The sequence below is a fragment of the Streptomyces sp. NBC_00237 genome (genome assembly GCF_026342435.1).
GTDB lineage: Bacteria > Actinomycetota > Actinomycetes > Streptomycetales > Streptomycetaceae > Streptomyces.
Map to the genome: position 1 here is coordinate 2,405,164 of NZ_JAPEMT010000001.1, position 24,080 is coordinate 2,429,243.

Genomic DNA, 24,080 nt, shown 5'->3' on the forward strand with positions numbered 1-24,080 from the left:
CGGTCCGGTGACCGTGTGGTCCGGTGGCTGCGGGTGGTCCGCTGGCTAAGCGAACGCTCAGACGGTCGGTGATTGTTCCAGACGGACCACCACGGACTTGCTGGCGGGGGTGTTGCTGGTGTCCGCGGTGGCGTCCAGCGGCACCAGCACGTTCGTCTCGGGGTAGTAGGCGGCGGCGCAGCCCCGCGCGGTCGGGTAGTGCACGACGCGGAAGCCGGGGGCGCGGCGTTCGACGCCGTCCTTCCACTCGCTGATCAGATCGGTGTACGAGCCGTCCGCGAGCCCGAGTGCCGTCGCGTCCTCGGGGTTGACCAGGACGACGCGGCGGCCGTCCTTGATGCCCCGGTAGCGGTCGTCGAGGCCGTAGATGGTGGTGTTGTACTGGTCGTGGGAGCGCAGGGTCTGCAACAGCAGCCGCCCTGCGGGCAGTTCCGGGTACTCGACGGGTGCGGCGGTGAAGTTGGCCTTGCCGGTGGCCGTGGGGAAGCGGCGCTCGTCGCGCGGGCCGTGGGGGAGGGTGAAGCCGCCGGGCTGTGCGACGCGGGCGTTGAAGTCCTCGAAACCGGGGACGACGCGGGAGATCCGGTCGCGGATCGTCGCGTAGTCCTGCTCGAACTCCTCCCAGGGGGTGGCCGACTCCTTGCCGAGGGTGGCGCGGGCCATGCGGGCGACGATGGCCGGTTCGGAGAGCAGGTGCTTGCTCGCGGGCGGCAGGTTGCCGCGCGAGGCGTGCACCATGCTCATGGAGTCCTCGACGGTGACGAACTGCTTGCCGCTCGTCTGTATGTCCTTGTCGGTGCGGCCGAGGGTCGGCAGGATCAGGGCGCGGGTGCCGGTGACGACGTGCGAGCGGTTGAGCTTGGTCGACACGTGGACGGTGAGGCGGGCCGTGCGCATGGCGGCCTCGGTGACGTGGGTGTCGGGGGTGGCGGCGACGAAGTTGCCGCCCATCGCGAAGAACACCTTGGCGTCGCCGTCGCGCAGCGCCTGGATGGCGCGCACCACGTCGTACCCGTGGTGGCGGGGCGAGGTGATGCCGAATTCCTTGTCGAGGGCGTCGAGGAAGGCGGGTGCGGGCCGCTCGAAGATGCCCATGGTGCGGTCGCCCTGGACGTTGGAGTGGCCGCGGACGGGGCAGACTCCGGCGCCGGTGCGGCCGATGTTGCCGCGCAGCAGGAGGAAGTTGACGACCTCGCGGATCGTCGGCACGGAGTGCTTGTGCTGGGTGAGGCCCATCGCCCAGCAGACGATGGTGCTCCTGGACGCGAGGACCATCTCCAGGGCGCGCTCGATGTCGGCGCGGTCCAGGCCGGTCGCGGTGAGGGTCTCGTCCCAGTCGGCGGCCTTCGCCGCGGCCGTGAACTCCTCGTACCCGTGGGTGTGTTCGCGGACGAACAGCTCGTCGACCGCGCCGGGCGTTTCGAGGATCAGCTTGTTGAGGAGGCGGAAGAGGGCCTGGTCGCCGCCGAGGCGGATCTGGAGGAAGAGGTCGGTGAGGGAGGTGCCCTTGAGCATGCCCTGCGGGGTCTGTGGGTTCTTGAACCGCTCCAGACCGGCTTCGGGCAGCGGGTTCACCGAGATGATCTTCGCGCCCGCGTGCTTGGCCTTCTCCAGGGCGGTCAGCATGCGCGGGTGGTTCGTGCCGGGGTTCTGCCCGGCGACGATGATCAGTTCGGCTTTGTGGAGGTCGTCGAGGGAGACGCTGCCCTTGCCGATGCCGATGGTCTCCGTGAGGGCGGAGCCGGAGGACTCGTGGCACATGTTGGAGCAGTCGGGCAGGTTGTTCGTGCCGAACTCGCGGGCGAAGAGCTGGAGCAGGAACGCCGCTTCGTTGCTGGTGCGGCCGGAGGTGTAGAAGAGGGCCTCGTCGGGGGAGTCGAGGGCCTTGAGCTCCTTGCCGATCAGCTCGAAGGCGCGCTCCCAGGTGACGGGTACGTAGGTGTCGGAGCCCTCGTCGAGGAACATCGGCTCGGTGATGCGGCCCTGCTGGCCGAGCCAGTACCCGCTGCGCTCCGCGAGGTCGGAGACCGGGTGCCGCGCGAAGAAGGCGGGGGTGACCCGGCGGACGGTGGCCTCCTCGGCGACCGCCTTCGCGCCGTTCTCGCAGAATTCCGCCGTGTGCCGCTTGTCCTCCTCGGGCCAGGCGCAGCCGGGGCAGTCGAAGCCGTCCTTCTGGTTGACCTTGAGGAGGGTGCGGGCGGTGCGGACCGTGCCCATCTGCTGGTGGGCGGCGCGCAGCGTGTGCGCGATGGCGGGCAGCCCGGCGGCGGCGTGCTGGGGGGCCGCGACCTGCGGCGCGTCCTGGACCGGGTCCCCTGCGGGCGGCTTCGCTGCCATGGCGCTCCCCTTCGAGCGGTGGATCTTCGAGTCTGAGTCTGACCTCTTCGATCCTGTCACGGGCCACTGACAGTGAGGACGCCAGGGGCGGGGCGTGACCGGCGGGCGGACCGGATTGTCAGTGGCGCCGCCTAGGATCGGGGGCGTGGCAAAAACAGCAGCGAAGACCGCAGACAAGACTTCCGAGACCGCCGGGGCGCGGCCCCGCCTGCTCCTCATGGACGGGCACTCCCTGGCCTACCGTGCGTTCTTCGCGCTGCCCGCGGAGAACTTCACGACCGCGACCGGTCAGCCGACGAACGCCGTCTACGGCTTCGCGTCGATGCTGGCGAACACCCTGCGTGACGAGGCGCCCACGCACCTCGCGGTGGCGTTCGACGTGTCCCGCAAGACCTGGCGTTCCGAGGAGTTCCCGGAGTACAAGGCGAACCGCTCGAAGACCCCCGACGAGTTCAAGGGGCAGGTCGAGCTGATCGGGGAGCTCCTGGACGCGATGCACGTGGACCGCTTCGCGATCGACGGCTTCGAGGCCGACGACGTGATCGCGACGCTCGCCACCCAGGCGGAGGCGGCCGGGTTCGACGTGCTGATCGTGACCGGCGACCGGGACTCCTTCCAGCTGATCACCGAGCACGTCACCGTGCTGTACCCGACCAAGGGCGTCTCCGAGCTGACCCGTTTCACCCCGGAGAAGGTCGAGGAGAAGTACGGGCTGACCCCGCAGCAGTACCCGGACTTCGCGGCCCTGCGCGGCGACCCGTCCGACAACCTCCCCGGCATCCCGGGCGTCGGCGAGAAGACCGCCGCGAAGTGGATCAACCAGTTCGGTTCGTTCGCCGATCTGGTGGAGCGCGCCGAGGAGGTCAAGGGCAAGGCCGGGCAGAACTTCCGCGACCACCTGGACGCCGTGAAGCTCAACCGCAAGCTCACCGAGATGGTGCGCGACGTGGAGCTGTCCAAGGCTCCGGGCGACCTGGAGCGTGCTCCGTACGACCGGGACGCGGTGGCCGGTGTCCTGGACGTGCTGGAGATCCGCAACCCGTCGCTGCGCGAGCGCCTGTACGCGGTGGACCCGGGGGCCGCCGAGGAGGAGGCCGCCGCTCCGGCCGCAGGGCTGGAGCTGGACGGCTCGGTGCTGGGCACCGGCGAGGTCGCCCCGTGGCTGGCGGAGCACGGTGCGCAGCCGCTCGGCGTCGCCACGGTCGACACGTGGGCGCTGGGCACGGGCGGCGTCACCGAGATCGCGCTGGCCGCGGCCGGTGGGGCCGCCGCCTGGTTCGACCCAGCGGAGCTCGACGAGGCCGACGAGAAGGCCGTCGCCGCCTGGTTCGCCGACGCGGACCGCCCGAAGGTCCTGCACAACGCCAAGGGTGTGATGCGGGTCCTGCCGGAGCACGGCTGGACGCTGTGCGGCGTCACCATGGACACCGCGCTCGCCGCGTACCTGGTGAAGCCGGGCCGCCGTTCGTTCGCGCTGGACGCCCTGTCGGTGGAGTACCTGGGCCGTGAGCTGGCTCCGGCGGCTGCTGCCGAGGGGCAGTTGGCGTTCGGTTCCGAGGAGGACGAGCGGGCCGAGGCGGACGCCCTGATGGGGCAGGCCCGCACCATCCTCGACCTGGGTGACGCCTTCACCCAGAAGCTGAAGGAGGTCGGCGCGGCCGAGCTGCTGCACGACGTGGAACTGCCCACCTCGATCCTCCTTGCCCGCTTGGAGCGGCACGGCATCGCCGCCGACCGCGCGCACCTGACCGCCATGGAGGAGCAGTTCGCGGGCGCGGTGCAGCAGGCGGTCGGCGAGGCGCACGACGCGGCGGGCCGCGAGTTCAACCTCGGTTCGCCCAAGCAGTTGCAGGAGATCCTCTTCGGCGAGCTGGCGCTGCCCAAGACGAAGAAGACCAAGACCGGTTACACCACGGACGCGGACGCCCTGGCGTGGCTGGCGGCGCAGACCGAGCACGAGCTGCCGGTGATCATGCTGCGCCACCGTGAGCAGGCCAAGCTGCGGGTGACCGTCGAGGGCCTGATCAAGACGATCGCCGCCGACGACCGCATCCACACCACCTTCAACCAGACGGTGGCCGCGACCGGACGCCTGTCCTCCACCGAGCCCAACCTCCAGAACATTCCGGTCCGCACCGACGAGGGCCGCGCGATCCGCCGCGGTTTCGTCGTCGGCGAGGGCTACGAGTGCCTGATGACGGCGGACTACAGCCAGATCGAACTGCGGGTGATGGCGCACCTGTCGGAGGACGAGGGCCTCATCGAGGCGTTCAAGTCCGGTGAGGACCTGCACACCACGGTCGCCTCCCAGGTGTTCGGCGTGGAGCGCTCCGAGGTCGACGCCGAGATGCGCCGCAAGATCAAGGCCATGTCGTACGGCCTGGCGTACGGCCTGTCCGCGTTCGGCCTCTCGCAGCAGCTGAACATCGACGCGGGCGAGGCGCGCGGCCTGATGAACACCTTCTTCGAGCGGTTCGGCGGGGTGCAGGACTACCTCCAGCGCGCCGTCGAGGAGGCGCGTGCCACCGGGTACACGGAGACGATGCTGGGCCGTCGCCGCTACCTCCCGGACCTCAACAGCGACAACCGGCAGCGGCGTGAGATGGCCGAGCGGATGGCGCTCAACGCCCCGATCCAGGGCACCGCGGCCGACATCGTCAAGGTCGCGATGCTGAACGTCGACGCGGCGCTGGAGAAGGCCGGTTGTACGTCCCGGATGCTGCTCCAGGTGCACGACGAAATCGTGCTGGAGATCGCCGAGGGCGAGAAGGAGAAGGTCGAGGAGATCGTCCGCCGCGAGATGGCGGGTGCCGTCGAACTGCGGGCGCCGCTCGATGTCTCGGTGGGGGTCGGCGGGGACTGGGAGTCCGCCGCGCACTGACGCCCGCTCGCCCGCGAAGCGAGGGGCCGGGGCCCGGCTCCGTACGCGATCAGTGCGATCGGGTACGGGGGCGGGCCTGTGCCGTGTCCGGGGCGGGGGCGGCTGCGGTCCGGCCGGCTCCGGCTCCGGCGGCTCCGCTGTCGGTGGCCGCGGCGGCTCCCGGTGCCGCCGCTCGCCACCGCCCCGCCAGCACCACGTACAGCACCAGCCCCACCAGCAGTCCCGCGCCCGCGCCGAAGCAGAGCGTGGGGATGTAGTCGAACGTGCTCAGCGGCATCCTCTGGTGGGCCTGCCAGCGCAGGACCCGCAGGGCCGCGCCGAGGACCGCGCAGCCTCCGAGGAGCGTGGTGGCGACGACGCGCCGACGCCGGTCCAGCAGGGGTACGTCCTGAAGCGACGACGGCTGCTGGCGGCGCAGTGCCGTCACCAGGAACCAGCAGAGGCCGAGCGCCGCCAGCGCCGAACTCCCGTACTGCGCGTAGGTGTAGAGGGGGAAGCCGCCGACCGTTCTCCCGAGGACGGGAAACAGGTCCGTGCCGAGCCGTCCCGAGTGGGTGAAGAGGTCCCAGCCGACGTGGGTGAGCGATCCGACGACCGCCGACAGGACGAACTTCGCGGCCAGCGACGGCGTGAGGGAGGTCCAGCGCGTGCCGCGCACGAAGGCGTGCACCCGCCCCTGCCACCGTCGCGGCAACAGCGCCACCACGGGTTCGCGCGCCCGTATCCACAGCAGTACCAGCAGCGCCGCGCACACCACGTCCGCCGTGACGATGCCCCAGGGGGAGTGCGTGAAGGAGCCGTAGGACATGCCGCCGGGGAGGACGGACGCCGCGAAGTAGGTGAGGTCCGGGGCGAAGGAGCCCGCGACGAGTGCGGACGCCAGGAAGGGGCCGCGTCCGGTGCCGTCGCGGCGGATGCCCGGCAGGACAGCGGCGGCGTGGCTGAGCGTGAATGGCAACGGGTCCCCCTGTGCACTGCTTGATCACGTGTGATCGGTGTCGCCCAGTATGCGGGACTGTGGTGACCCGGCTATCTGGGGATACGAAAGTGTCGAAGAGGTGAAAAGCGTCCAGAAGGCTGTGTTCCGGGGCCAAGAGTTGTCGTAGTGTCACGTGGGTCTTCGCGCTGGGGAGCGCGCACTGCCGCCGATGGGGAGGGACCAATCGCATGGCTGCACAGTTCGGTCGTCGCTTGCGCAAGGGAGCGACCACGACGGCGGTCGCGGCGATAGCCGTGGCCGCTCTGTCCGCGTCGCAGGCTCCCGGAGCCGCGGGGAGTCAGTACGACGGACAGACGGCCGGTGCGAAGCCGAGCCCGGAGAGTGCGGCCACCGGCAACTCCCCCTACTACACGGACCTTCCGCCTCTCACCATGCCCGGTGCTCCTGAGACGAGCATCGGGATGCCCGGCACCGGTGACGGCACCACTGCCCCCACCGGTGCGGTGGAGGCGGGCCTGCCCGCGACCGTCCTGGACGCGTACAAGAAGGCGCAGGCGGCGGTCGAGTCCGCCGACCCGTCCTGCCGACTGCCCTGGCAACTCCTCGCCGCCATCGGCAAGGTGGAGTCCGGCCAGGCGCGCGGCGGCCAGGTCGACGCCCAGGGCAACACCCTCGCGCCGATCCTGGGCCCTGTCCTCAACGGTGTCGGCTTCGCCAACATCTCGGACACCGACAAGGGTGCGTACGACGGCGACAGCACGTACGACCGTGCCGTCGGCCCGATGCAGTTCATCCCCTCGACCTGGGCCCGCAACGGCAAGGACGGCAACGGGGACGGCAAGAAGGACCCGAACAACATCTACGACGCGGCGCTCGCGGCCGGTCACTACCTGTGCGCGGGCTCCCGCGACATGACGAACCCGGCCGACCGCGAGAAGGCGATCCTCAGCTACAACCAGTCGCGCGTGTATCTGCGGACCGTCCTGTCCTGGTTCGACTTCTACAACCGGGGCACCCACACGGTCCCCGACGGCACCGGCGTCCAGCCGACCACCCCGCAGCCCGACAGCCACACCAAGAACCCCCCGGCCCCCGGCAACGGCGGCGTCACCGCCCCGCCCTCCCCGGGTCCGACGAAGCCCGGCGGCAAGCCGAGCCCGACCACGCCGCCCACCACGCCGCCCACCACTCCGCCGACCACGCCGGACACCGCCGCCGCGCTCAAGGCCACCACCGGGACGAAGCTCGCCGCCGTCGCGGGCGACGACTTCGCCACCCGGCCCTCCGTGCAGGCGCTCGACAAGGCGGGCAAGCCCGTCGCGGGCGTCAAGGTCGACTTCACCGTCGTCGGCGCCACCGGGGCCCGCTTCCCGGGCAACGCGCTGCGCACCGTCGTCACCACGAACAAGAACGGCCTCGCCGTCGCGCCGGTCCTGGCCGCGGGCGACACGGCGGGCGCGTTCGTCGTCCGGGTGTCCACGACGGGTGCGCCCGCCGCCGAGTTCTGGGCGACGGTCACCGCGAAGGCCGAGCCCGCGCCGAAGGCCGACGCTCTGGCCCGTACGTCCGCCGCCGCGCTCAAGGCCGAGACGGGCGAGACGTTCGCGGGCGCCGTCGAGGTGAAGGCCACGGCCGACGGCAAGGCGCTCAAGGGCTCCAAGGTGTCCGCCGTGGTCGTCGGCACGAAGGGCCCGTACTTCAAGGCCGCCGACGGCACCGCCGTACGTACGGTGGGGGGCCTCGTCACGGGCGCCGACGGCACGGTGACGCTGCCGAAGCTGTACGCGGGCCCGACAGCGGGGACGTACATCCTGCGGATCGTCGCGGACGGCGTGGCCCTGAACGTCACGCTGACGGTCACCGCCGCCCCCACGACGCCGCCCACCACGCCTCCGACGACGCCGCCCACGACGCCTCCCACCACCCCGCCGACGACCACGCCGACGAAGTCGCCTGGCACGAGCGCGAGCCCGTCCGCCTCGTCGTCGCCGGGAGCGACGGGGACGCCGAAGCCGTAGGCGTGTTGATGAGTCCGTGACGTGTGCGGCTGGAGCCGTGACGTGACGGCGGGGACCGTGACATGGGTGAGGGGCCGGGAAAACCCGGCCCCTCACGCTGTTTCCGCTGTCTTCTGTCTTCTGTGCGGGTGTTCCCCTCTGACGCTGCCGTTGCTACGGTGCCCCCTCCCTGACGGAACGTCAGAGAACTTCCCCCGGGAGGGAGTCGGGTCATGCGTGCCCTCATCGCCGCAGCCGTGGGGCTGGCCGCCGCGTTCGCCCTGGTCCTCACGATCACGGCGATCGGCGCTCCTGACGGAGAGACGTCGTCGAAACCGTTGCTGACCACCGTCCCGGGACCGAAGAAGTAGCGGGGGCGAGGACGACATGCGAAGCAAAGCCGGACTGTTCCTGCTCGCATTCGCGATGTTCTTCGCCGCGCTGTCGCCGTTGACGCGCTGGTACGCCTTCCCTCGGCTCGCGAAGATCCCGCCCAGCCAGTACCAGGACATGGTCCTGGAGGCGAAGCCCGCGACGCTCGTCGACTACGGCACCATGCAGGCCAAGCAGGTGGAGAAGCTCACCATCGTGCAGACGCTCAAGGGGAACGTCGAGGAGTCGACGCGCATCGAGAAGACCGCCGGGCGCGACGTGGTGGTCTGGGACGCCCTGACCTTCATCGCGGGACCCGACGGCAAGATGGTCTCCACCATCCCCGAGCGCTACATCTTCGACGCGCACACCCAGGACCCCGTGCACGCCACCGGGGAAATGGTCGACGGGGAAGCGGTGCGGCGGCGCGGCATCGAGTTCAAGTGGCCGTTCCTGACGGAGAAGCGCGACTACGAGTACTTCGACGCGCGCTCCCGGCGCACCGCACCCATCCACTACAAGGGGACGCGGGAGTTCCGGGGGATGGAGGTCTACTACTTCGAGCAGACCGTCCCGTGGACGAAGGTGCCCTACCCCCGGCAGATGCCGGTCGAGGGCCTCGACTCCAGCACGCTGGAGAAGTCGACCGGGACGAGCATGTGGTACACGACGAAGCGGATGTTCTGGATCGACCCGGTGACGGGGGCCCCGGTGAACGGGGAGGAGATCCACCAGGAGGAGATGCGGGGCGGCACCCTGCTCCAGGGGCGGGACAAGGTCACGGCGTTCGCCGGGCACGTGAAGATGCGGGCGGACTACGTCGACGCGACGGTCGCCCTCGTCACGTCCAACCGGACACTGGTGCTGCTGCTGACGTCGTACCTGCCGTGGGGCTTCCTGGGCCTCGGCCTCGCCCTGCTGGGCCTTGCGCTGTGGTTGGAGGCCCGGGGCAGGAGGAGGGGGACCGTGCGGGCGAGCGGGGCCGGGGCCACTGCCCCGGGGAGTCCGCCCCCGGACCCCCGGCCCGCCTCCGACGGGTTGCGCAGTTCCCCGCGCCCCTGAATGCCCTCGCCCCGCCCTTCGGCCTCGCCCCGCCCTCCTACCCCTTCGACCTCGCCTTCGTATACCGCGTGGCCACCGCCTCACCGGGCTCCTCCGGCCACGGATGCTTCGGATACCGCCCCCGCAGCTCCGCCCGCACCCCCCGGTACCCCTCCCGCCAGAACGACGCCAGATCCGCCGTCACCGCCACCGCCCGCCCCGCAGGCGACAGCAGGTGCACCAGCACCGGCACCCCGGCGGAGGACCCGGACGCACCCACCCTCGGCGTCTCGCCCAGCCCGAACATCTCCTGCAACTTCACCGCCAGCACCGGCTGCTCACCCCCGTAGTCCACCCTGATCCGCGACCCGCTCGGCACCTCGATCCGCTCCGGTGCCAGCTCGTCCAGCCGGGTCGCCTCCCCGGTCGCCCACGGCAGCAGCCGGTTCAGCGCCTGCCCGGCCTCGATCCGCCCCAGATCCGCCCTCCGCCGCGCCCGCGACAACTCCGGCTCCAGCCAGTCGTCGGGGTGGTCCACCAAGGCTCCGTCCGACACGTCCGGCCACGGCGCCCCCAGCACCCTGTGCAGGAACGCCAGCCGCTCCCGCAGCCCCACCGCGTCCCGCGTCCACCGCAGCAGCCCGAGGCCCTCCCTGCGCAACCCCTCAAGAAGGGCGTCGCGCACCTGTGCCCGAGGCACCTCCTGAAGAGGGCGCACGGTCAGCTCCACCGCACCCAGCGCCTCCACCTGCCGCGCCACCACGTCCCCGCCCTCCCAGCGGACCTCCTCCCGCACCCCGTACAGGTGCTCCGCCGCCAGCCGCGCCGTGTCCTCGTCGACGACCGCCGCCAGCCGCACCCGCGCGGACGCCGCGTGCGCCGGACGGTCCGCGACCGCCACGGCCAGCCACGGAGCACTCCGCAGCCGCGACCCCTCGCCCACTTCCGCACCCGTCCCCGACGCCATCAGGAACGCCCCCGCACCCCGCGCCCGCGCCACCCGCTCCGGGAACGCCAGCGCCGCCACCAGGCCCGCCGCCGCGTCGTCCGGCAGGGGAGTGCCCTCGCCCTGCACCCCCGACGCCAGCCGCCGCGTCTCCTGCTTCCAGCGCGCCCCGTACGCGTCGTTGCCGCGCCGAGCCGCCCGCCACGCCTCCGCCAGGTCGTCCCCGTACTCGCGCGGCGGTTCCTCGCTCAGCAGCGCCACCACCTCGGCGGCCCGCCGCGCCCCGATCTCCCGCGCACCGTCCAGCAGCGCCCTGCCGAGACGCGGGTGCAGGCCGAGCCGCGACAGGCGTACGCCCCGGTCGGTGGCCCGCCCCTGCGCGTCCACCGCGCCGACCGCCGTCAGGACCTCCCTGGCCGCCGCCATCGCCCCCGCAGGGGGCGCGTCGAGGAGGGCGAGGCCGGAGGCGTCCGGGTCGCCCCAGCAGGCCGCCTGGAGGGCGAACGCCGCCAGGTCCGCCACCTTGATCTCCGGGTTCGGGTAGGCGGGCAGCCGCCCCTGCTCGGCCTCGTCCCAGCACCGGTACACCGCGCCCGGAGCCTCACGCCCGGCGCGCCCCGCGCGCTGCCGTGCCGCCGCACGAGACGCCCGTACGGTCGTCAGCGCGCTCAATCCCCGTGCGTGGTCGGTACGCGGCTCACGCGCGAGACCGCAGTCCACGACGACCCGCACCCCGGGCACGGTCAGGCTCGACTCCGCGACGGACGTCGCCAGGACGACCCGGCGTCCGGCGGAGGAGCCCGCGAGGACGGCGTCCTGCACGGCCGCGGGAGCCCGCCCGTGCACCTGGAGCACCTCGGCCCCGACGCCGCTCAACTGTCCCGCCACCCGGCTGATTTCACCCACGCCCGGCAGGAAGCAGAGCACGTCGCCCTCGCGCTCGGCGAGCGCCCTGCGCACGACGGAGGCCACATGCGACAGCAGTGCGGGGTCCACGCGCATCCCGTGCGGCGGGCGTACCGGGCGCAGGGGCGGTGCCCACACCGTCTCGACGGGGTGCGACACCCCTTGCGCCTCCACCACGGGCGCGTCGCCCAGCAGCTCCGACCAGCCCGCCGCGTCGGTGGTCGCCGACGCCGCCACGAGCCGCAGCTCCGGCCGCAGGGCGGAACGTACGTCCAGGAGGAAGGCGGCGGCGGTGTCCGCGTCGAGATGCCGCTCGTGGCACTCGTCCAGCACGACGACGTCGACGCCGGTCAACTCCTGGTCCCGCTGCAACCGTTGCAGCAGCACGCCCGTCGTGACGACCTCCACGACGGTGTCCTGCGAGACGGTGCGCTCGCCGCGCACGGTGACACCGACGCGCTGTCCCACGCGCTCGCCCAGCAGCCACGCCATCCGCCGCGCCGCCGCCCGCGCGGCGATCCGGCGGGGCTCCGCGACGACCACCGTGCGTACGGGCCCGCCACCCACCAGGCCCGCCAGCACCAGCGGCACCAGGGTCGTCTTGCCGGTGCCGGGCGGCGCACACAGCACCGCCGCCCCGTGCGCGTCGAGCGCCTCCAGGAGAGGGGGCACCGCGGTGCGTACGGGCAGCTGATCGAGGGCTTCGCTACGGATCACCCCCACAGTGTCGTACGGGTGCGCGGCGACGCCCGAGTGGGTTCCGTTACGGAACGGAGTGGGTTCCCTTTCGGGACGCGGTCGGTCCCGAAAGGGAACCCACTCGGGGAGCCGGCCTCAGTCCCGCTCGCACACGAAGATCGCCGAGCCCGGGATCAGATTCCCCCGCAGGGGGGACCAGCCGCCCCACTCCGAGGTGTTCCACGCGGGCCACTCCGGCTCCACGAGGTCCACCAGGCGGAAGCCCCCGGCGACGACGTCCCGGACGCGGTCCCCGAGCGTCCTGTGGTGCTCGACGTACACCGCCTGCCCCTGCTCGTCCTGCTCCACGTAGGGAGTGCGGTCGAAGTACGAGGCGGAGACCGAGAGCCCCTCCGGACCCGGTTCGTCGGGGAACGCCCAGCGGACGGGGTGGGTGACCGAGAAGACCCACCGCCCGCCCGGCCGCAGCACCCGGTGCACCTCGCGGAACACCTTCACCGGGTCCGCGACGAAGGGCACCGCCCCGTACGCCGAGCACGCCAGGTCGAAGGAACCGTCCCGGAAGGGCAGTACTCCGGCGTCGGCCTGCACCAGGCCCACCCCGTCCTCGCCGCCGCCGATCCGCAGCGCGTGCTGGAGCTGCCGGTGGGAGAGGTCGACGGCGACCGGGCGCGCGCCCTGCGCCACCAGCCAGCGCGAGCACTGTGCGGCGCCCGCGCCGATCTCCAGCACGTCGAGCCCCTTGAGGTCCTCGGCGGGGCCCAGGAGCTCCGCCTCCACCTCGTCGAGGCCCTCGGGGCCCCACACGAAGCGGTCGTCGCCCAGGAAGGTCCCGTGGTCCTGCTGGTACTCGTCCGCGTTGCGGTCCCACCAGCCCCGGCTGGCCCGGCTGCTCTCCGCGTCCCCCGCGTCACGCCGGGTGGCCTCGGGCTCGCTGTCGTCCGGAAGCTCCAGGGCGTCGAGGGAGGAGGCGTCGGAAGAGTCGTCGTCGTGGATCATTGCGCCCGTCCGAATAGTCTGAGTAGGCTCCGCCGGAACCCCTCCCGGGTACGGTCCCGAGGGCCGGCCGGGAAGAGGTCGAGGGGGAGCGGGAAGCCCATTGTGGCCTCGCCGAACCCGAGTTGTGCCGGGTATGGGGCGTTCCGCCCCGGGTGTGTGCCTTCGCGCATTGACCCTGCCCGGCGGCCCCCGTATGCTACAAGTTGCGCTGCGAGCCTGCGCGCCTCAGACCTAGCAGGCCGCGCTCGTATCTGTATGTATGTCTCCTCGGTTTTCGAGGTGCCCGGCGTGTTTTCCGGCTTGGTGCTTCTTCGGCTGTCCGGCTTCTGCAGAGCGACAGGCTCACGGCGTAGCAGTACCTACGATTTCTGTCCGTACCGGAGCCCTTTCCCACATGACGAGCAGCACCGAGACCACCGCCACCACTCCGCAGGTTGCGGTCAACGACATCGGCGACGCCGACGCGTTCCTCGCGGCGATCGACGAGACGATCAAGTACTTCAACGACGGCGACATCGTTGACGGCGTCATCGTCAAGGTCGACCGCGACGAGGTCCTCCTCGACATCGGCTACAAGACCGAAGGCGTGATCCCGAGCCGCGAGCTCTCGATCAAGCACGACGTCGACCCGAACGAGGTCGTCGCCGTGGGTGACGAGATCGAGGCCCTGGTTCTCCAGAAGGAGGACAAGGAAGGCCGCCTGATCCTCTCGAAGAAGCGCGCACAGTACGAGCGCGCCTGGGGCACCATCGAGAAGATCAAGGAAGAGGACGGGATCGTCACCGGTACCGTCATCGAGGTCGTCAAGGGTGGTCTCATCCTCGACATCGGCCTCCGTGGCTTCCTGCCGGCCTCTCTCGTCGAGATGCGTCGTGTCCGCGACCTCCAGCCCTACGTGGGCAAGGAGCTCGAGGCCAAGATCATCGAGCTGGACAAGAACCGCAACAACGTGGTCCTGTCCCGCCGTGCCTGGCTCGAGCAGACCCAGTCCGAGGTTCGCCAGACGTTCCTCACGACCCTCCAGAAGGGTCAGGTCCGCTCCGGCGTCGTTTCCTCGATCGTCAACTTCGGTGCCTTCGTGGACCTGGGTGGCGTCGACGGTCTCGTGCACGTCTCCGAGCTGTCCTGGAAGCACATCGACCACCCGTCCGAGGTTGTCGAGGTCGGCCAGGAAGTCACCGTCGAGGTCCTCGACGTCGACATGGACCGCGAGCGTGTCTCCCTGTCGCTGAAGGCGACGCAGGAAGACCCGTGGCAGCAGTTCGCCCGTACGCACCAGATCGGCCAGGTCGTCCCCGGCAAGGTCACGAAGCTGGTTCCGTTCGGTGCGTTCGTCCGCGTGGACGAGGGCATCGAGGGTCTGGTCCACATCTCCGAGCTGGCCGAGCGCCACGTGGAGATCCCGGAGCAGGTCGTCCAGGTCAACGACGAGATCTTCGTCAAGGTCATCGACATCGACCTTGAGCGTCGCCGGATCTCGCTGTCGCTGAAGCAGGCCAACGAGTCCTTCGGTGCCGACCCGGCCTCGGTCGAGTTCGACCCGACGCTCTACGGCATGGCCGCGTCGTACGACGACCAGGGCAACTACATCTACCCCGAGGGCTTCGACCCCGAGACGAACGACTGGCTCGAGGGCTTCGAGACCCAGCGTGAGGCTTGGGAGGGTCAGTACGCCGAGGCGCAGCAGCGCTTCGAGCAGCACCAGGCCCAGGTCATCAAGTCCCGCGAGGCCGACGAGGCCGCTGCTGCCGAGGGTGCTGCCGCTCCGGCCGCCACCGGTGGCGGCAGCGCCAGCGCCGGTATCTCGGGCGGTTCGTACTCCTCGGAGTCGGACGACAACTCCGGCGCCCTGGCGTCGGACGAGGCCCTGGCCGCGCTCCGCGAGAAGCTGGCGGGCGGCCAGAGCTGAATGCTCTGACCCTCACCGGTCGCGAGGCCACCTGATCGTCACCCTGTGACGGCCGGGAGCCGAACTGACTGAACAGGAAGGCCCGTTCCCCTTCGGGGGAGCGGGCCTTCCTGCGTTTCCGAAGGGCGCTGTTCCCGAAGGGCCGTGTTTCCGAAGGGCAGTGTTTCCGGAGCGCGATGTTTCCGGCGGGCGGGTGCGGTTCCCGTTTGTCGGCTTGTCCACTCGTATGAGGGAAGAGGGCCGGGGAGGGAATGTCCCAGGCCCGAAGCACGTTCTTCCCTGTGAAACGCGAGGAGGTAGCGGGAATCGTGCTTGATCCGCAGGGTTTGTACGCATGGGAGCCGAAGGGGCTGGCCGTCGTCGACATGGCGCTGGCCCAGGAGTCGGCCGGACTTGTCATGCTCTACCACTTCGACGGCTATATCGACGCGGGAGAGACCGGCGACCAGATCGTCGAGAAGCTCCTGGACACACTGCCCCACCAGGTCGTGGCGCGCTTCGACCACGACCGGCTGGTCGACTACCGGGCCCGCCGCCCCCTGTTGACGTTCAAGCGTGACCAGTGGTCGGACTACGAGACGCCCGCCCTTGAGGTGCACTTGGTGCAGGACGCCACGGGCGCCCCGTTCCTGCTGCTCTCCGGCCCTGAGCCGGACGTGGAGTGGGAGAGGTTCTCGGCGGCGGTGCGGCAGATCGTGGAGCGCCTCGGCGTGCGGCTCGCGGTGAACTTCCACGGCATCCCGATGGGCGTCCCGCACACCCGCCCCGTGGGTCTCACCCCGCACGGCAACCGCACCGACCTGGTGCCGGGACACCGCAGTCCGTTCGACGAGGCGCAGGTGCCGGGGTCCGCGGAGTCGCTGGTGGAGTACCGGCTGACGGAGGCGGGGCACGACGTCCTCGGCGTCGCCGCCCACGTGCCGCACTACGTGGCGCGCTCCGCCTACCCGGACTCGGCGCTGACCGTCCTGGAGGCGATCACCGCGGCGACCGGCCTGGTGCTGCCGTCCGTGGCGCACGCGCTGCGCACCGAGGCCCGGCGCACCCAGGACGAGATCGACCGTCAGGTCGGCGAGGGCGACGAGGAACTGGTCGCGCTGGTCCAGGGGCTTGAGCACCAGTACGACGCGGTGGCCGGTGCGGAGACGCGCGGCAGCCTCGTCGCGGAGGCCAAGGACCTGCCGTCGGCGGACGAGATCGGCTTGGAGTTCGAGAAGTTCCTCGCCGAGCGGGAGGGCGACCTCTGATGATCCGCTAGGCTGCGAATACGGCCTCTCTGCCCCGCCGACGCGGGGGTGGTCCGGTGGGCCTGACCGGCGGAATCGGTGCCGGAACGTCGTTCCCGCCCTTGCGGGGGTTGTACCTGAGAGGGCGTGTCCATGCTTTCGGTGGGCCTGACCGGTGGTATCGGCGCCGGTAAAAGTGAAGTGTCGCGGCTGCTCGCGTCGTACGGCGCGGTCGTCGTCGACGCCGACAAGATCGCGCGTGAAGTCGTCGAGCCCGGGACTCCCGGGCTCGACGCCGTGGTGGCGGCGTTCGGCGAGGGCATCCTCGCGGCGGACGGCACGCTGGACCGGCCCGCGCTCGGGGCGATCGTCTTCGCCGACCCGGAGAAGCTGAAGACCCTCAACGCGATCGTGCACCCGCTGGTCGGGGCGCGCTCCGCCGAACTGAAGGCGGCCGCGGCCGCCGACGCCGTCGTCGTCCACGACGTACCGCTGCTGACGGAGAACGGACTCGCACCGCTGTACGACCTGGTGGTCGTCGTGGACGCGTCCCCCGAGACGCAGTTGGACCGGCTGGTGCGGCTGCGCGGGACGTCCGAGGCGGACGCGCGTGGGCGGATGGCGGCGCAGGCCACGCGCGAGCAGCGGCTCGCCGTCGCCGACCTGGTGATCGACAACGACGGGCCGCTGGAGGCGCTGGAGCCCCAGGTGCGCAAGGTGTGGCAGGCGCTGGTGGAGCGGGCGGGGCTGGAGGGCTAGCCCTCGTACCGGTACGGCTGTGGGGTGTCGCCCCTCCGAGGCGGCACCCCGCCTTCACGCGTCGAGCGTCGCCGCCTCCCGCATCGCGGCGGTCAACTCGCCCCGCAGCCGGGCGAATTCCGGTGTGGCGCGCAAGGCCGCCGGGTCCGTGTCGGGGGCGCGCGGCAGATCGACAGTGAGTTCCGAAACGATACGGCCGGGACTGCCGGGAGGCGCGGCCATCACCAGGACGCGGGTGCCGAGCAGCACCGCCTCCTCCGCCGAGTGCGTCACGAACAGCACCGTCGCACCGGAGGCCGCCGCGAGGGTGCGCACCTCTTCCTGGAGGCGCTCGCGGGTGAGCGCGTCGAGTGCGGCGAACGGCTCGTCCATCAGCAGGAGCCGGGGCTCGCCCGCCAGCGCGCGGGCGATCGCCACGCGCTGTTGCTGGCCGCCCGACAACTCCCAGGTGCGACGGCCCGCCATGTGGGGAAGGCCGACCCGCTCCAGCAACTGTGCGACGCGGTCCTTTCGTTGTTCGCGCGGGACACCGTGCCGGGCGAGAGCGAAGGCGATGTTGCCGCCGACCGTGCGCCACGGGAACAGCCGAGGCTGCTGGAAGACGATGCCCGTGCCGCCGCCGGGGGCCGGGCCCGAGCCCCGTACCAGGGCAGTGCCCCGCGAGGCACGCTCGAAGCCCGCCACGACCCGCAGCAGGGTCGTCTTGCCGCAACCGGACGGGCCCACCAGGACGGTGAACTCGCCGTCGGCGAGGGTGAGCGAGACGCCCTCGACGGCGGTGGTCAGGGAGCGCGCGCCTCGCCCGTACCGGACGGTGACGTCCTCCAGCAGGACTTCCGGACGAGCTGTCGCGGTCTCAGCCTGCGGCACGGTTCAACTCCTCGACGGCGAGCGCCTTCTGGAAGTCGGCGAGCGGCGGCACCGCGTCCACGGCCTTCTGCCCCTTCAGGAACCCGGCGGCGTCGCGCAGGTTCGCGGCCAGTTTGCCGGGGGCGCCGGGGCGGCCGAGGTAGTCGGGTCCCGCCTGCTCCTTCGCGGTGAGCAGGACCAGCTGCCCCAGCTGCCGCTGTGCGTCGGCGGGCGAGACGTTCAGCTCCTTGCCGATGGAGGCCGCCGCCTTCGCCGGGTCGGACTTCGCCTGCCTGACGGCTTGGTCCTGGGCCTTCAGCCAGGCGGTGACGATGTTCGGGTGCTCCTTGGCGAAGGCGTTCGTGACGACGGCGAGGTCGGCGGTCGGCCTGCCCGCGTCGGCGACCCGGCGGCTGGTGGTGAGGACCTTGCCGTCCTTGAGGAGCTCGTCGAGGGTCGGGGTCCACACGTACGCCGCGTCGATGTCGCCGCGCTTCCAGGCGGCGAGCGCGTCCTGCGGCTGGAGGTCGAGGACCTGGACCTCGTCCGCCGGGATGCCCGCCGACTTCAGGGCGGCAAGCAGCGAATAGTGCGAGGTCGAGCCGAAGGGAGTGGCGACCTTCCTGCCCGCCAGGTCCTTGACGCCGTCGATGCCCTTCTTCGCGACGAGCGCCTCGTTGTCGCCGATCAGATCGTGGATCCAGAGGACCTTGTACGGGATGTTCAGCGGCGCGGAGAGCCCCTTGGTGACGGGGCTGGAGCCCGCGAGCCCCAGGTCCACCGAACCGGCGATCACCGCGGTGTTGACGTCGCCGCCCGAGTCGAACTTGACCCACTTCACGGACACGTCCGGCAGTGCCTTCTCCAGCAGCCGCTGGTTCTTCACGACCAGGTCGGCGTTGGGTATCGCCTGGTAGGCGATGCGGACGACGGTCTTGCCCGCCGCGTCCGTGCTGCCCGCGCTCGCGGAGCCGCCGAAGCCGCAGGCGGTCGCGGTGAGGGCGGTGAGCGCGGCGGTGGCCGCCAGGAGGGCGGTGCGGCGACTGAGGTGCTGGGGCATGGCGGGGCTCCGGTGGGTGTGGGTGGGGTCAGGGGTCACTTGCGGCCTCGCCAGGGCACGAGGGTGCGCTCCGCGCCCTTGAGGAGGGCGTCGAGGAGGATGCCGGACAGGCCGATGGCGATGATGCCGACGATGACGACGGCGGTCTGGTTGTAGCGCTGGGCGTCGCGGATCATGCCGCCGATGCCGGGGACGCCGTTGATGGTCTCCGCCGCCACCACGGAGGTGTACGCGACACCGACGGCGATGCGCACCCCGGTGAGGATCTCGGGGAGGGCGGCGGGCAGCCGTACCGACAGCAGCAGGGACACCGGCCCCGCACCCAGGGCGCGTGCGGCTTCCACCAGGTGCTCGGGAACCGTCCGTACGGCAGCGGCGGTGGCGGCCGCGACCGGCGGCAGGGCGGCGATGATCAGCAGCCACACCTTCGGCGACTCGTCGATGCCGAACCAGATGACGAGCAGTGAGAGGTACGCGAGCGGGGGCAGCGTCCGCAGAAACGTCACGGCGGGTTCGAGTACGACGGCGATCGGGCGGACCGCACCGATGAGCAGGCCGAGCGGCACCCCCGCGAGGACCGCGTACCCGGTGCCGATGCCGATGCGGCGCAGGCTGACGCCCAGGTGCTCGATCAGGAGGTGCCCGCTCTGGCCGCGCACCCCGTCGTGGACGGTCGAGGACCGTACGAACTGGTGCCACACCTCGCCCGGAGAGGGCACCAGGACGCGCGGCCAGACCTCCGCCGCGACCACGAGCTGCCAGGCGCCCAGCAGGACGGCCAGCGCGACGAGCCGCAGGGCTGCCCAGCGCAGGGCGGCGAAGCGGGGGGTGGAGCGGGGGGAGGGGGCGGGCGGAGTCGGCTTGGCGGTGAAGGGTTTCTCCGGCGGCGCGGTAAGGGTCATGCGCCTGCCGCCTCTTCGGTGTGCGCGCCAGCACCTTCTTTGAGGTGCGAGGGGGCGTCCGCCGCGTCGACGAGTGCGCGCAGCCGGGGTGCGACCTCCTCGCCGACCCGGTACGCCTCCTCCAGGTGCGGATAGCCGGAGAGGACGAACTCGTCGACGCCCAGGGCGCGGTACTCGTACAGCCGCTGCGCCACCTCCTCGTGCGAGCCGACGAGCGCGGTGCCAGCCCCCTCCCGTACGAGGCCGATGCCCGCCCACAGGTTGGGTGCGATCTCCAGCTTCGCGGCGTCCGCGCTGCCGCCGTGCAGGGCAGCCATCCGGGCCTGCCCCACGGAGTCCATGGCGGCGAACCTGGCCTGGCTCGCCCGGACCGCCTCCGGGTCGAGCCGGGACAGGATGCGGTCCGCCTCCGCCCACGCCTGCGCCGCCGTGTCGCGGGCGACGACGTGCAGCCGCAGCCCGAACCGCAGCGACGTGCTCTCTCCGCGCACCGCCTCCGTCTTGGCCCGCAGCCTTCTGATGCGCTCGCCGATCGCCGCCGGGGGCTCGCCCCACAGCAGCTGTACGTCCGCGTGTGCGGCGGCGACGTCCTCCGCCGCCGGGGAAGCACCCCCGAAGTACAGCGGTACGGGGTGCTGCACGGCGGGGTCGACCAGGCGGGCCCCCTGGAGGCGGAAGTGGTCGCCCTCGTGGTCGGCGTCCCCGCCGTCCAGGAGGGAGCGCAGGGCGGCCATCAGCTCGGCGGTGCGGGCGTACCGCTCGTCGTGCGCCAGGTGGTCGCCGTACGCCCGCTGCTCGACGGGATCGCCGCCGGTGACGACGTTCAGCCGCAGCCTGCCGCCCGCGAACCTGCGGAAGGCGTCCGCCTGCTGGGCGAGCAGCGTGGGGCTGGCGAATCCGGCCCGGAAGGCGACCAGGAAGCCGATCCGGTCGGTGTGCTGGGCGAGGGCGGCGGTGAGGATCCACGGGTCCACGCAGCCGAGGCCGACGGGCGTCAACAGCGATTGGAACCCTGCCTGTTCGGCGGCGCGGGCCACCTGGGAGAGGTAGCCGATGTCGGCGGGGCGGCGGGTCGCGGCGTCCGTGCGCCCCTGTACGGCGGTGACGCCGCCGGGATCGCGGCCGTCGCCGCCGGTGGGCAGGAACCAGTGCAGCAGGGGCTGTGGCGTCGGGGTGCTCGAAGGGGTGCCGGACGTGGCCGAGGGCACGGTGGTGGGCATGGGAGACCTCTGGAGACAGGCAGGGGACGGCCCCCGCGACGCACAGGTGCGACGGGGGCCGTACGGAAGGGAGGCAGGGGCGGCGCGCGCGAGTGTGGCGACGGCACGGCGTTACGACGTCTCCGGGAGGAGGCGTTCACGCGGTGCGGCGGTCCGTCACTGTGGAACCGTCACCGTGGGGTGAGGAGTCCGCCCGTGCGGGAAGGAGGGCTGAACGCAGTGTCAGCAGCCGTGCGAACGGCGGGAGACGGCCCGACAGAGCATGGTCGAAACACGCTGCAGATCCACGTGACGACGCGATACGAGAACAGGGGCCATGCCCGCATCTTCGCCGCCCGTTGTGTCGCGTCACAACCGAAGTCCGCATGGTGGATGAGCGTGTCTCGGAATGTGGATACGGGTGTGGAACGGAAGTGTGGCGAGGAGCTGGCCGGGTCGCTCTCCGGCGCTGTTCCCCTCGGCCACGGCGGGGGAGCATGGTCCCCTCGGAGAGGGAGGCGGGGACATGGGCGGCGGGACCTCCGCAGGAGGCCGGGTGCCGACCCGGTGGAGCGAGGCCGTGCGTGAACGCCGGGGGGCGGGCCGGACGTTGCTCCGTACACAGGGTCTGACGGTGACCGACATCCACTGCTGCGAGGACCGCACGGGCTTCGTGGGGCCCGGGTACGAGGGCATGTACGGGGTGGCGCTGACCCGGGCCGGGGGATACCTGCGCAGGGTGAACGGAGAGGAGTTCTTCGTCGACGTCACCGGTGGCTACCTGTTGTGGCCGGGCGACGAGCACCACATAGCCCACCCCGCCGGACCGGGGGATCGTTCCACGATCCTCCAGGTGGACATGCGGCTCTTCGCGGACCGTTTCGACCGCCGCCCAGCTGCACCGCACCGCCCGAACGCCCGCGGTATCGCCCTGGACGGTGCGGCCGATCTCCGGCACAGGGCGCTCGTCGCCGCCGCCCACAGAGGTACGGACGCCTTCGAACTGACCGAGCGCACACATGCGTTGCTCGACGGCGTGGCCGCCTCGGCCGGTCAGTGGACCGTACGCGGCTCCGGCGGTCCGGCGACGGTCAGGGCGCACCGGAAGCTCGCCGCCGACGCCTGCGCGGCCCTGACGGCGCGCACGGAGCACCTGCCCGTCCTGACGCTCGACGAGCTGGCCCGCACGGTGGGTGCCTCGCCGCACCACCTCAGCCGGGTCTTCCGCGCCGTCACGGGCCGCACCCTGACCGCCCACCGCAACCAGCTGCGGGTACGGGCAGTGCTGAACGTCCTGGCGGAGGGCGGTCCCGGCCCCGGCCTGCGCGCTCTGGCCGCGACGTACGGTTTCGCGGACCAGGCCCATCTGACCCGGGTGGTCCGCCAGTACACCGGAGCCGTGCCCAGCTCCGTACGAAGGCAACTCGCCCCCGTTGAGTCCGTACGAAGGCAACTCGCCCCCGTTGAGTCCGTACGAAGGCAACTCGCACCCATCGAGCACGAATCTTCAACGCGGTCGCCGTACCGCCGCCCAGGATGAGAGCGACCCGAACGCCCCTCTGCCGGGAGTGACCCATGCCTGCCCTCACCCGCGTGTGCACAGCGACCGCAGCCGCGGTCCTCACCCTGGTCTCCTGCGTCGGCTCCGCACCTCCGGTGGGCCACTCCGCAGGTCCACCGCCGGGCCGACCCGCCCTGACGAACCCCCGCCCCTGCCCCGGCGTCGACAAGGCCACCTGCTCCGACCTGGTGGTGCCCCTGGACCGGACCCGCCGCAAGGGCACCCTCACGCTGCGCGTCGCCGTGGCGGACAACGTGCGCGCACCCAAGGGCGTATTGCTCTTCCTCACCGGAGGACCGGGGCAGCCGGGAGTCGAGTACCTCAAGAAGGTGCGCGAAGCACTTCCCAGGGCGGTCGCCGAGTACCGCCTCGTCATGATCGACCAGCGCGGCACCGGCAGCACCGCCCTCGACTGCCCGCAGCTCCAGAAGGAGGTGGGCGGCAGCGACACCGTGCCGCCCACGCGCGCGGCCGTGCGCCAGTGCGCCGACCTGCTGGGGGAGCGGCGCAACCACTTCACCACCGCCGACACCGTCGCCGACCTCGACGACCTGCGCCAGGCGCTGGGCGCGACCCGGTGGAGCCTGGACGGCGTCTCGTACGGCACGTTCACCGCGAGCCAGTACGCGCTCAGCCACCCGAAGAAGGTCAACCGGCTCGTCCTGGACTCCCCGGTGCCCCTGGACGCCGCCGACGGGCTCTACACGGCGTCGCTGCGGCACGCGGAGCGGATGCTGCGCAGCGCCTGCCGGGAACAGTCCTGCGGCCACGACCCGGCGGTCGACCTCGCGAAGGTCGTACGGCGGGACGGCAACGGCGTCGGCGTCTTCACCATGCTCGTCACCGCGAGCATCGTCGACGCCCCGCTGAAGAACCCGCGCTACGGCATCCTCGGCGCACTCCACAAGGCGGCGGCAGGGGACACCAAGCAACTCGACACCTTGGTGAAGGGGTTCGCCGAACCGGACGGAGCACCCCCGAAGGTCTTCAGCTCGGGCCTGCACGCGGCGACCCTGTGCGCGGACACGCCGTTCCCGTGGGGCGACGCGGCATCGCCGGAGGCCGGACGCGCCGCCGCCCTCGACCGTGCCGTACGGGCACTCAAGGAACGCGACGTCTGGCCCTTCGAGGCACGCACCGCCGCCGGACAGGGCATCGCCCAGACCTGCCTGCACTGGCCGAAGTCCCGGCCGCACGACGCGGCGGACGACTACCGGGCGCTGAAGGTCCCCGTCCTGCTGCTCGCGGGCGACCGCGACCTGTCGACGCCGCTTCCGTGGGCCGAAGCGGTGAAGAAGCGCCTGCCGCACGCCGAACTCGTGGTCCTCAAGGGGGCTGGCCACTCCACGCAGTTGCGGGTGCACGAGGGTGCGGAGTCGGGGGCGGCGGCCGCCGAGCGCTTCCTGCTGAGGTGAACCACCGATTCCTGCTGAGGTGAACCACCGATTCCTGTTGAGGTGAATCACCGATTCCCCGCAGCGTTCTCGCCGCCGCCCC

18 protein-coding genes are annotated in these 24,080 nt (G+C 71.7%); 9 read left to right on the forward strand and 9 right to left on the reverse strand.

What is annotated here, in order from left to right; all coding sequences use genetic code 11:
- Positions 1 to 57 precede the first annotated feature (57 nt).
- The gene (locus OG897_RS10640) at positions 58 to 2,337 is read right to left on the reverse strand and encodes an FdhF/YdeP family oxidoreductase (protein WP_266655114.1); all 2,280 of its coding nucleotides are present in this window, start codon (positions 2,335 to 2,337) and stop codon (positions 58 to 60) included.
- A 217-nt stretch (positions 2,338 to 2,554) separates the two neighbouring features.
- On the opposite strand from OG897_RS10640, the gene polA reads away from it, so the two are divergent.
- Positions 2,555 to 5,218 (forward strand): DNA polymerase I, encoded by a 2,664-nt coding sequence (polA, locus tag OG897_RS10645; RefSeq protein ID WP_266656736.1) that lies wholly within the window; start codon positions 2,555 to 2,557, stop codon positions 5,216 to 5,218.
- 49 nt (positions 5,219 to 5,267) lie between these two features.
- Here polA and OG897_RS10650 read toward each other — a convergent pair whose 3' ends face one another.
- Positions 5,268 to 6,176 carry a DUF4184 family protein gene (locus OG897_RS10650; RefSeq protein WP_266655116.1) on the reverse strand — a complete coding sequence of 303 codons (909 nt, stop codon included), beginning with the start codon at positions 6,174 to 6,176 and terminating at the stop codon, positions 5,268 to 5,270.
- Between the two features lie 209 nt (positions 6,177 to 6,385).
- Here OG897_RS10650 and OG897_RS10655 point away from each other — a divergent pair, with 209 nt between their 5' ends.
- The 3 genes from OG897_RS10655 (at position 6,386) to OG897_RS10665 (ending at position 9,589) form a co-directional block, all read left to right on the forward strand.
- Positions 6,386 to 8,176: a lytic murein transglycosylase gene (locus tag OG897_RS10655; protein ID WP_266655118.1), complete on the forward strand. Its 1,791-nt coding sequence runs from the start codon at positions 6,386 to 6,388 to the stop codon at positions 8,174 to 8,176.
- Between the two features lie 212 nt (positions 8,177 to 8,388).
- Positions 8,389 to 8,526 carry an SPW_0924 family protein gene (locus tag OG897_RS10660; RefSeq protein WP_266655120.1) on the forward strand — a complete coding sequence of 46 codons (138 nt, stop codon included), beginning with the start codon at positions 8,389 to 8,391 and terminating at the stop codon, positions 8,524 to 8,526.
- Positions 8,527 to 8,542: 16 nt separating this feature from the next.
- Positions 8,543 to 9,589, forward strand: coding sequence for a DUF3068 domain-containing protein (locus OG897_RS10665; RefSeq protein WP_266655122.1), 1,047 nt, complete (start codon positions 8,543 to 8,545; stop codon positions 9,587 to 9,589).
- Positions 9,590 to 9,626: 37 nt separating this feature from the next.
- On the opposite strand, the gene hrpB is transcribed toward OG897_RS10665, so the two are convergent.
- The gene (hrpB, locus tag OG897_RS10670) at positions 9,627 to 12,137 is read right to left on the reverse strand and encodes an ATP-dependent helicase HrpB (protein WP_266655124.1); all 2,511 of its coding nucleotides are present in this window, start codon (positions 12,135 to 12,137) and stop codon (positions 9,627 to 9,629) included.
- 117 nt (positions 12,138 to 12,254) lie between these two features.
- Complete coding sequence (locus OG897_RS10675; protein WP_266655126.1) at positions 12,255 to 13,118, reverse strand: class I SAM-dependent methyltransferase; 864 nt, start codon at positions 13,116 to 13,118, stop codon at positions 12,255 to 12,257.
- Positions 13,119 to 13,512: 394 nt separating this feature from the next.
- On the opposite strand from OG897_RS10675, the gene rpsA reads away from it, so the two are divergent.
- The 3 genes from rpsA (at position 13,513) to coaE (ending at position 17,012) form a co-directional block, all read left to right on the forward strand.
- Positions 13,513 to 15,027 carry a 30S ribosomal protein S1 gene (gene rpsA, locus OG897_RS10680; RefSeq protein WP_266655128.1) on the forward strand — a complete coding sequence of 505 codons (1,515 nt, stop codon included), beginning with the start codon at positions 13,513 to 13,515 and terminating at the stop codon, positions 15,025 to 15,027.
- A gap of 308 nt (positions 15,028 to 15,335) precedes the next feature.
- Positions 15,336 to 16,274, forward strand: coding sequence for a PAC2 family protein (locus OG897_RS10685; protein ID WP_266655130.1), 939 nt, complete (start codon positions 15,336 to 15,338; stop codon positions 16,272 to 16,274).
- 132 nt (positions 16,275 to 16,406) lie between these two features.
- Positions 16,407 to 17,012, forward strand: a complete 606-nt coding sequence (gene coaE / locus OG897_RS10690) for a dephospho-CoA kinase (RefSeq protein ID WP_266656738.1) — start codon at positions 16,407 to 16,409, stop codon at positions 17,010 to 17,012.
- A 54-nt stretch (positions 17,013 to 17,066) separates the two neighbouring features.
- Here coaE and OG897_RS10695 read toward each other — a convergent pair whose 3' ends face one another.
- The 5 genes from OG897_RS10695 to OG897_RS41010 form a co-directional block, all read right to left on the reverse strand.
- Positions 17,067 to 17,882, reverse strand: coding sequence for an ABC transporter ATP-binding protein (locus tag OG897_RS10695; protein ID WP_266655132.1), 816 nt, complete (start codon positions 17,880 to 17,882; stop codon positions 17,067 to 17,069).
- Positions 17,869 to 18,921: a glycine betaine ABC transporter substrate-binding protein gene (locus OG897_RS10700; protein ID WP_266655134.1), complete on the reverse strand. Its 1,053-nt coding sequence runs from the start codon at positions 18,919 to 18,921 to the stop codon at positions 17,869 to 17,871. Before OG897_RS10700 ends, OG897_RS10695 begins: the two co-directional genes overlap by 14 nt.
- Positions 18,922 to 18,956: 35 nt before the next feature.
- Positions 18,957 to 19,823 (reverse strand): ABC transporter permease, encoded by an 867-nt coding sequence (locus tag OG897_RS10705; RefSeq protein ID WP_266655136.1) that lies wholly within the window; start codon positions 19,821 to 19,823, stop codon positions 18,957 to 18,959.
- Positions 19,820 to 21,043 (reverse strand): LLM class flavin-dependent oxidoreductase, encoded by a 1,224-nt coding sequence (locus tag OG897_RS10710; RefSeq protein ID WP_266655138.1) that lies wholly within the window; start codon positions 21,041 to 21,043, stop codon positions 19,820 to 19,822. The genes OG897_RS10705 and OG897_RS10710 overlap by 4 nt, the downstream gene beginning before the upstream one ends.
- A 222-nt stretch (positions 21,044 to 21,265) precedes the next feature.
- Entirely contained in the window at positions 21,266 to 21,361 is a 96-nt protein-coding gene (locus tag OG897_RS41010; protein ID WP_353963749.1) for a putative leader peptide, read from the reverse strand.
- 187 nt (positions 21,362 to 21,548) lie between these two features.
- On the opposite strand from OG897_RS41010, the gene OG897_RS10715 reads away from it, so the two are divergent.
- Positions 21,549 to 22,562, forward strand: coding sequence for an AraC family transcriptional regulator (locus OG897_RS10715; RefSeq protein ID WP_266655140.1), 1,014 nt, complete (start codon positions 21,549 to 21,551; stop codon positions 22,560 to 22,562).
- Between the two features lie 35 nt (positions 22,563 to 22,597).
- Entirely contained in the window at positions 22,598 to 23,998 is a 1,401-nt protein-coding gene (locus OG897_RS10720) for an alpha/beta hydrolase (protein WP_266655142.1), read from the forward strand.
- Positions 23,999 to 24,080 lie beyond the last annotated feature (82 nt).

Excerpts from the sequence above, each read along its gene's own strand:
- OG897_RS10640 (WP_266655114.1), bottom strand. The coding sequence starts at position 2,337 with ATGGCAGCGAAGCCGCCCGCAGGGGACCCGGTCCAGGACGCGCCGCAG.
- polA (WP_266656736.1), top strand. The coding sequence starts at position 2,555 with ATGGACGGGCACTCCCTGGCCTACCGTGCGTTCTTCGCGCTGCCCGCG.
- OG897_RS10655 (WP_266655118.1), top strand. The coding sequence starts at position 6,386 with ATGGCTGCACAGTTCGGTCGTCGCTTGCGCAAGGGAGCGACCACGACG.
- OG897_RS10660 (WP_266655120.1), top strand. The coding sequence starts at position 8,389 with ATGCGTGCCCTCATCGCCGCAGCCGTGGGGCTGGCCGCCGCGTTCGCC.
- OG897_RS10665 (WP_266655122.1), top strand. The coding sequence starts at position 8,543 with ATGCGAAGCAAAGCCGGACTGTTCCTGCTCGCATTCGCGATGTTCTTC.
- OG897_RS10675 (WP_266655126.1), bottom strand. The coding sequence starts at position 13,118 with ATGATCCACGACGACGACTCTTCCGACGCCTCCTCCCTCGACGCCCTG.
- rpsA (WP_266655128.1), top strand. The coding sequence starts at position 13,513 with ATGACGAGCAGCACCGAGACCACCGCCACCACTCCGCAGGTTGCGGTC.
- coaE (WP_266656738.1), top strand. The coding sequence starts at position 16,407 with ATGCTTTCGGTGGGCCTGACCGGTGGTATCGGCGCCGGTAAAAGTGAA.
- OG897_RS10700 (WP_266655134.1), bottom strand. The coding sequence starts at position 18,921 with ATGCCCCAGCACCTCAGTCGCCGCACCGCCCTCCTGGCGGCCACCGCC.
- OG897_RS10705 (WP_266655136.1), bottom strand. The coding sequence starts at position 19,823 with ATGACCCTTACCGCGCCGCCGGAGAAACCCTTCACCGCCAAGCCGACT.
- OG897_RS10710 (WP_266655138.1), bottom strand. The coding sequence starts at position 21,043 with ATGCCCACCACCGTGCCCTCGGCCACGTCCGGCACCCCTTCGAGCACC.
- OG897_RS41010 (WP_353963749.1), bottom strand. The coding sequence starts at position 21,361 with ATGGCCCCTGTTCTCGTATCGCGTCGTCACGTGGATCTGCAGCGTGTT.
- OG897_RS10715 (WP_266655140.1), top strand. The coding sequence starts at position 21,549 with ATGGGCGGCGGGACCTCCGCAGGAGGCCGGGTGCCGACCCGGTGGAGC.
- OG897_RS10720 (WP_266655142.1), top strand. The coding sequence starts at position 22,598 with ATGCCTGCCCTCACCCGCGTGTGCACAGCGACCGCAGCCGCGGTCCTC.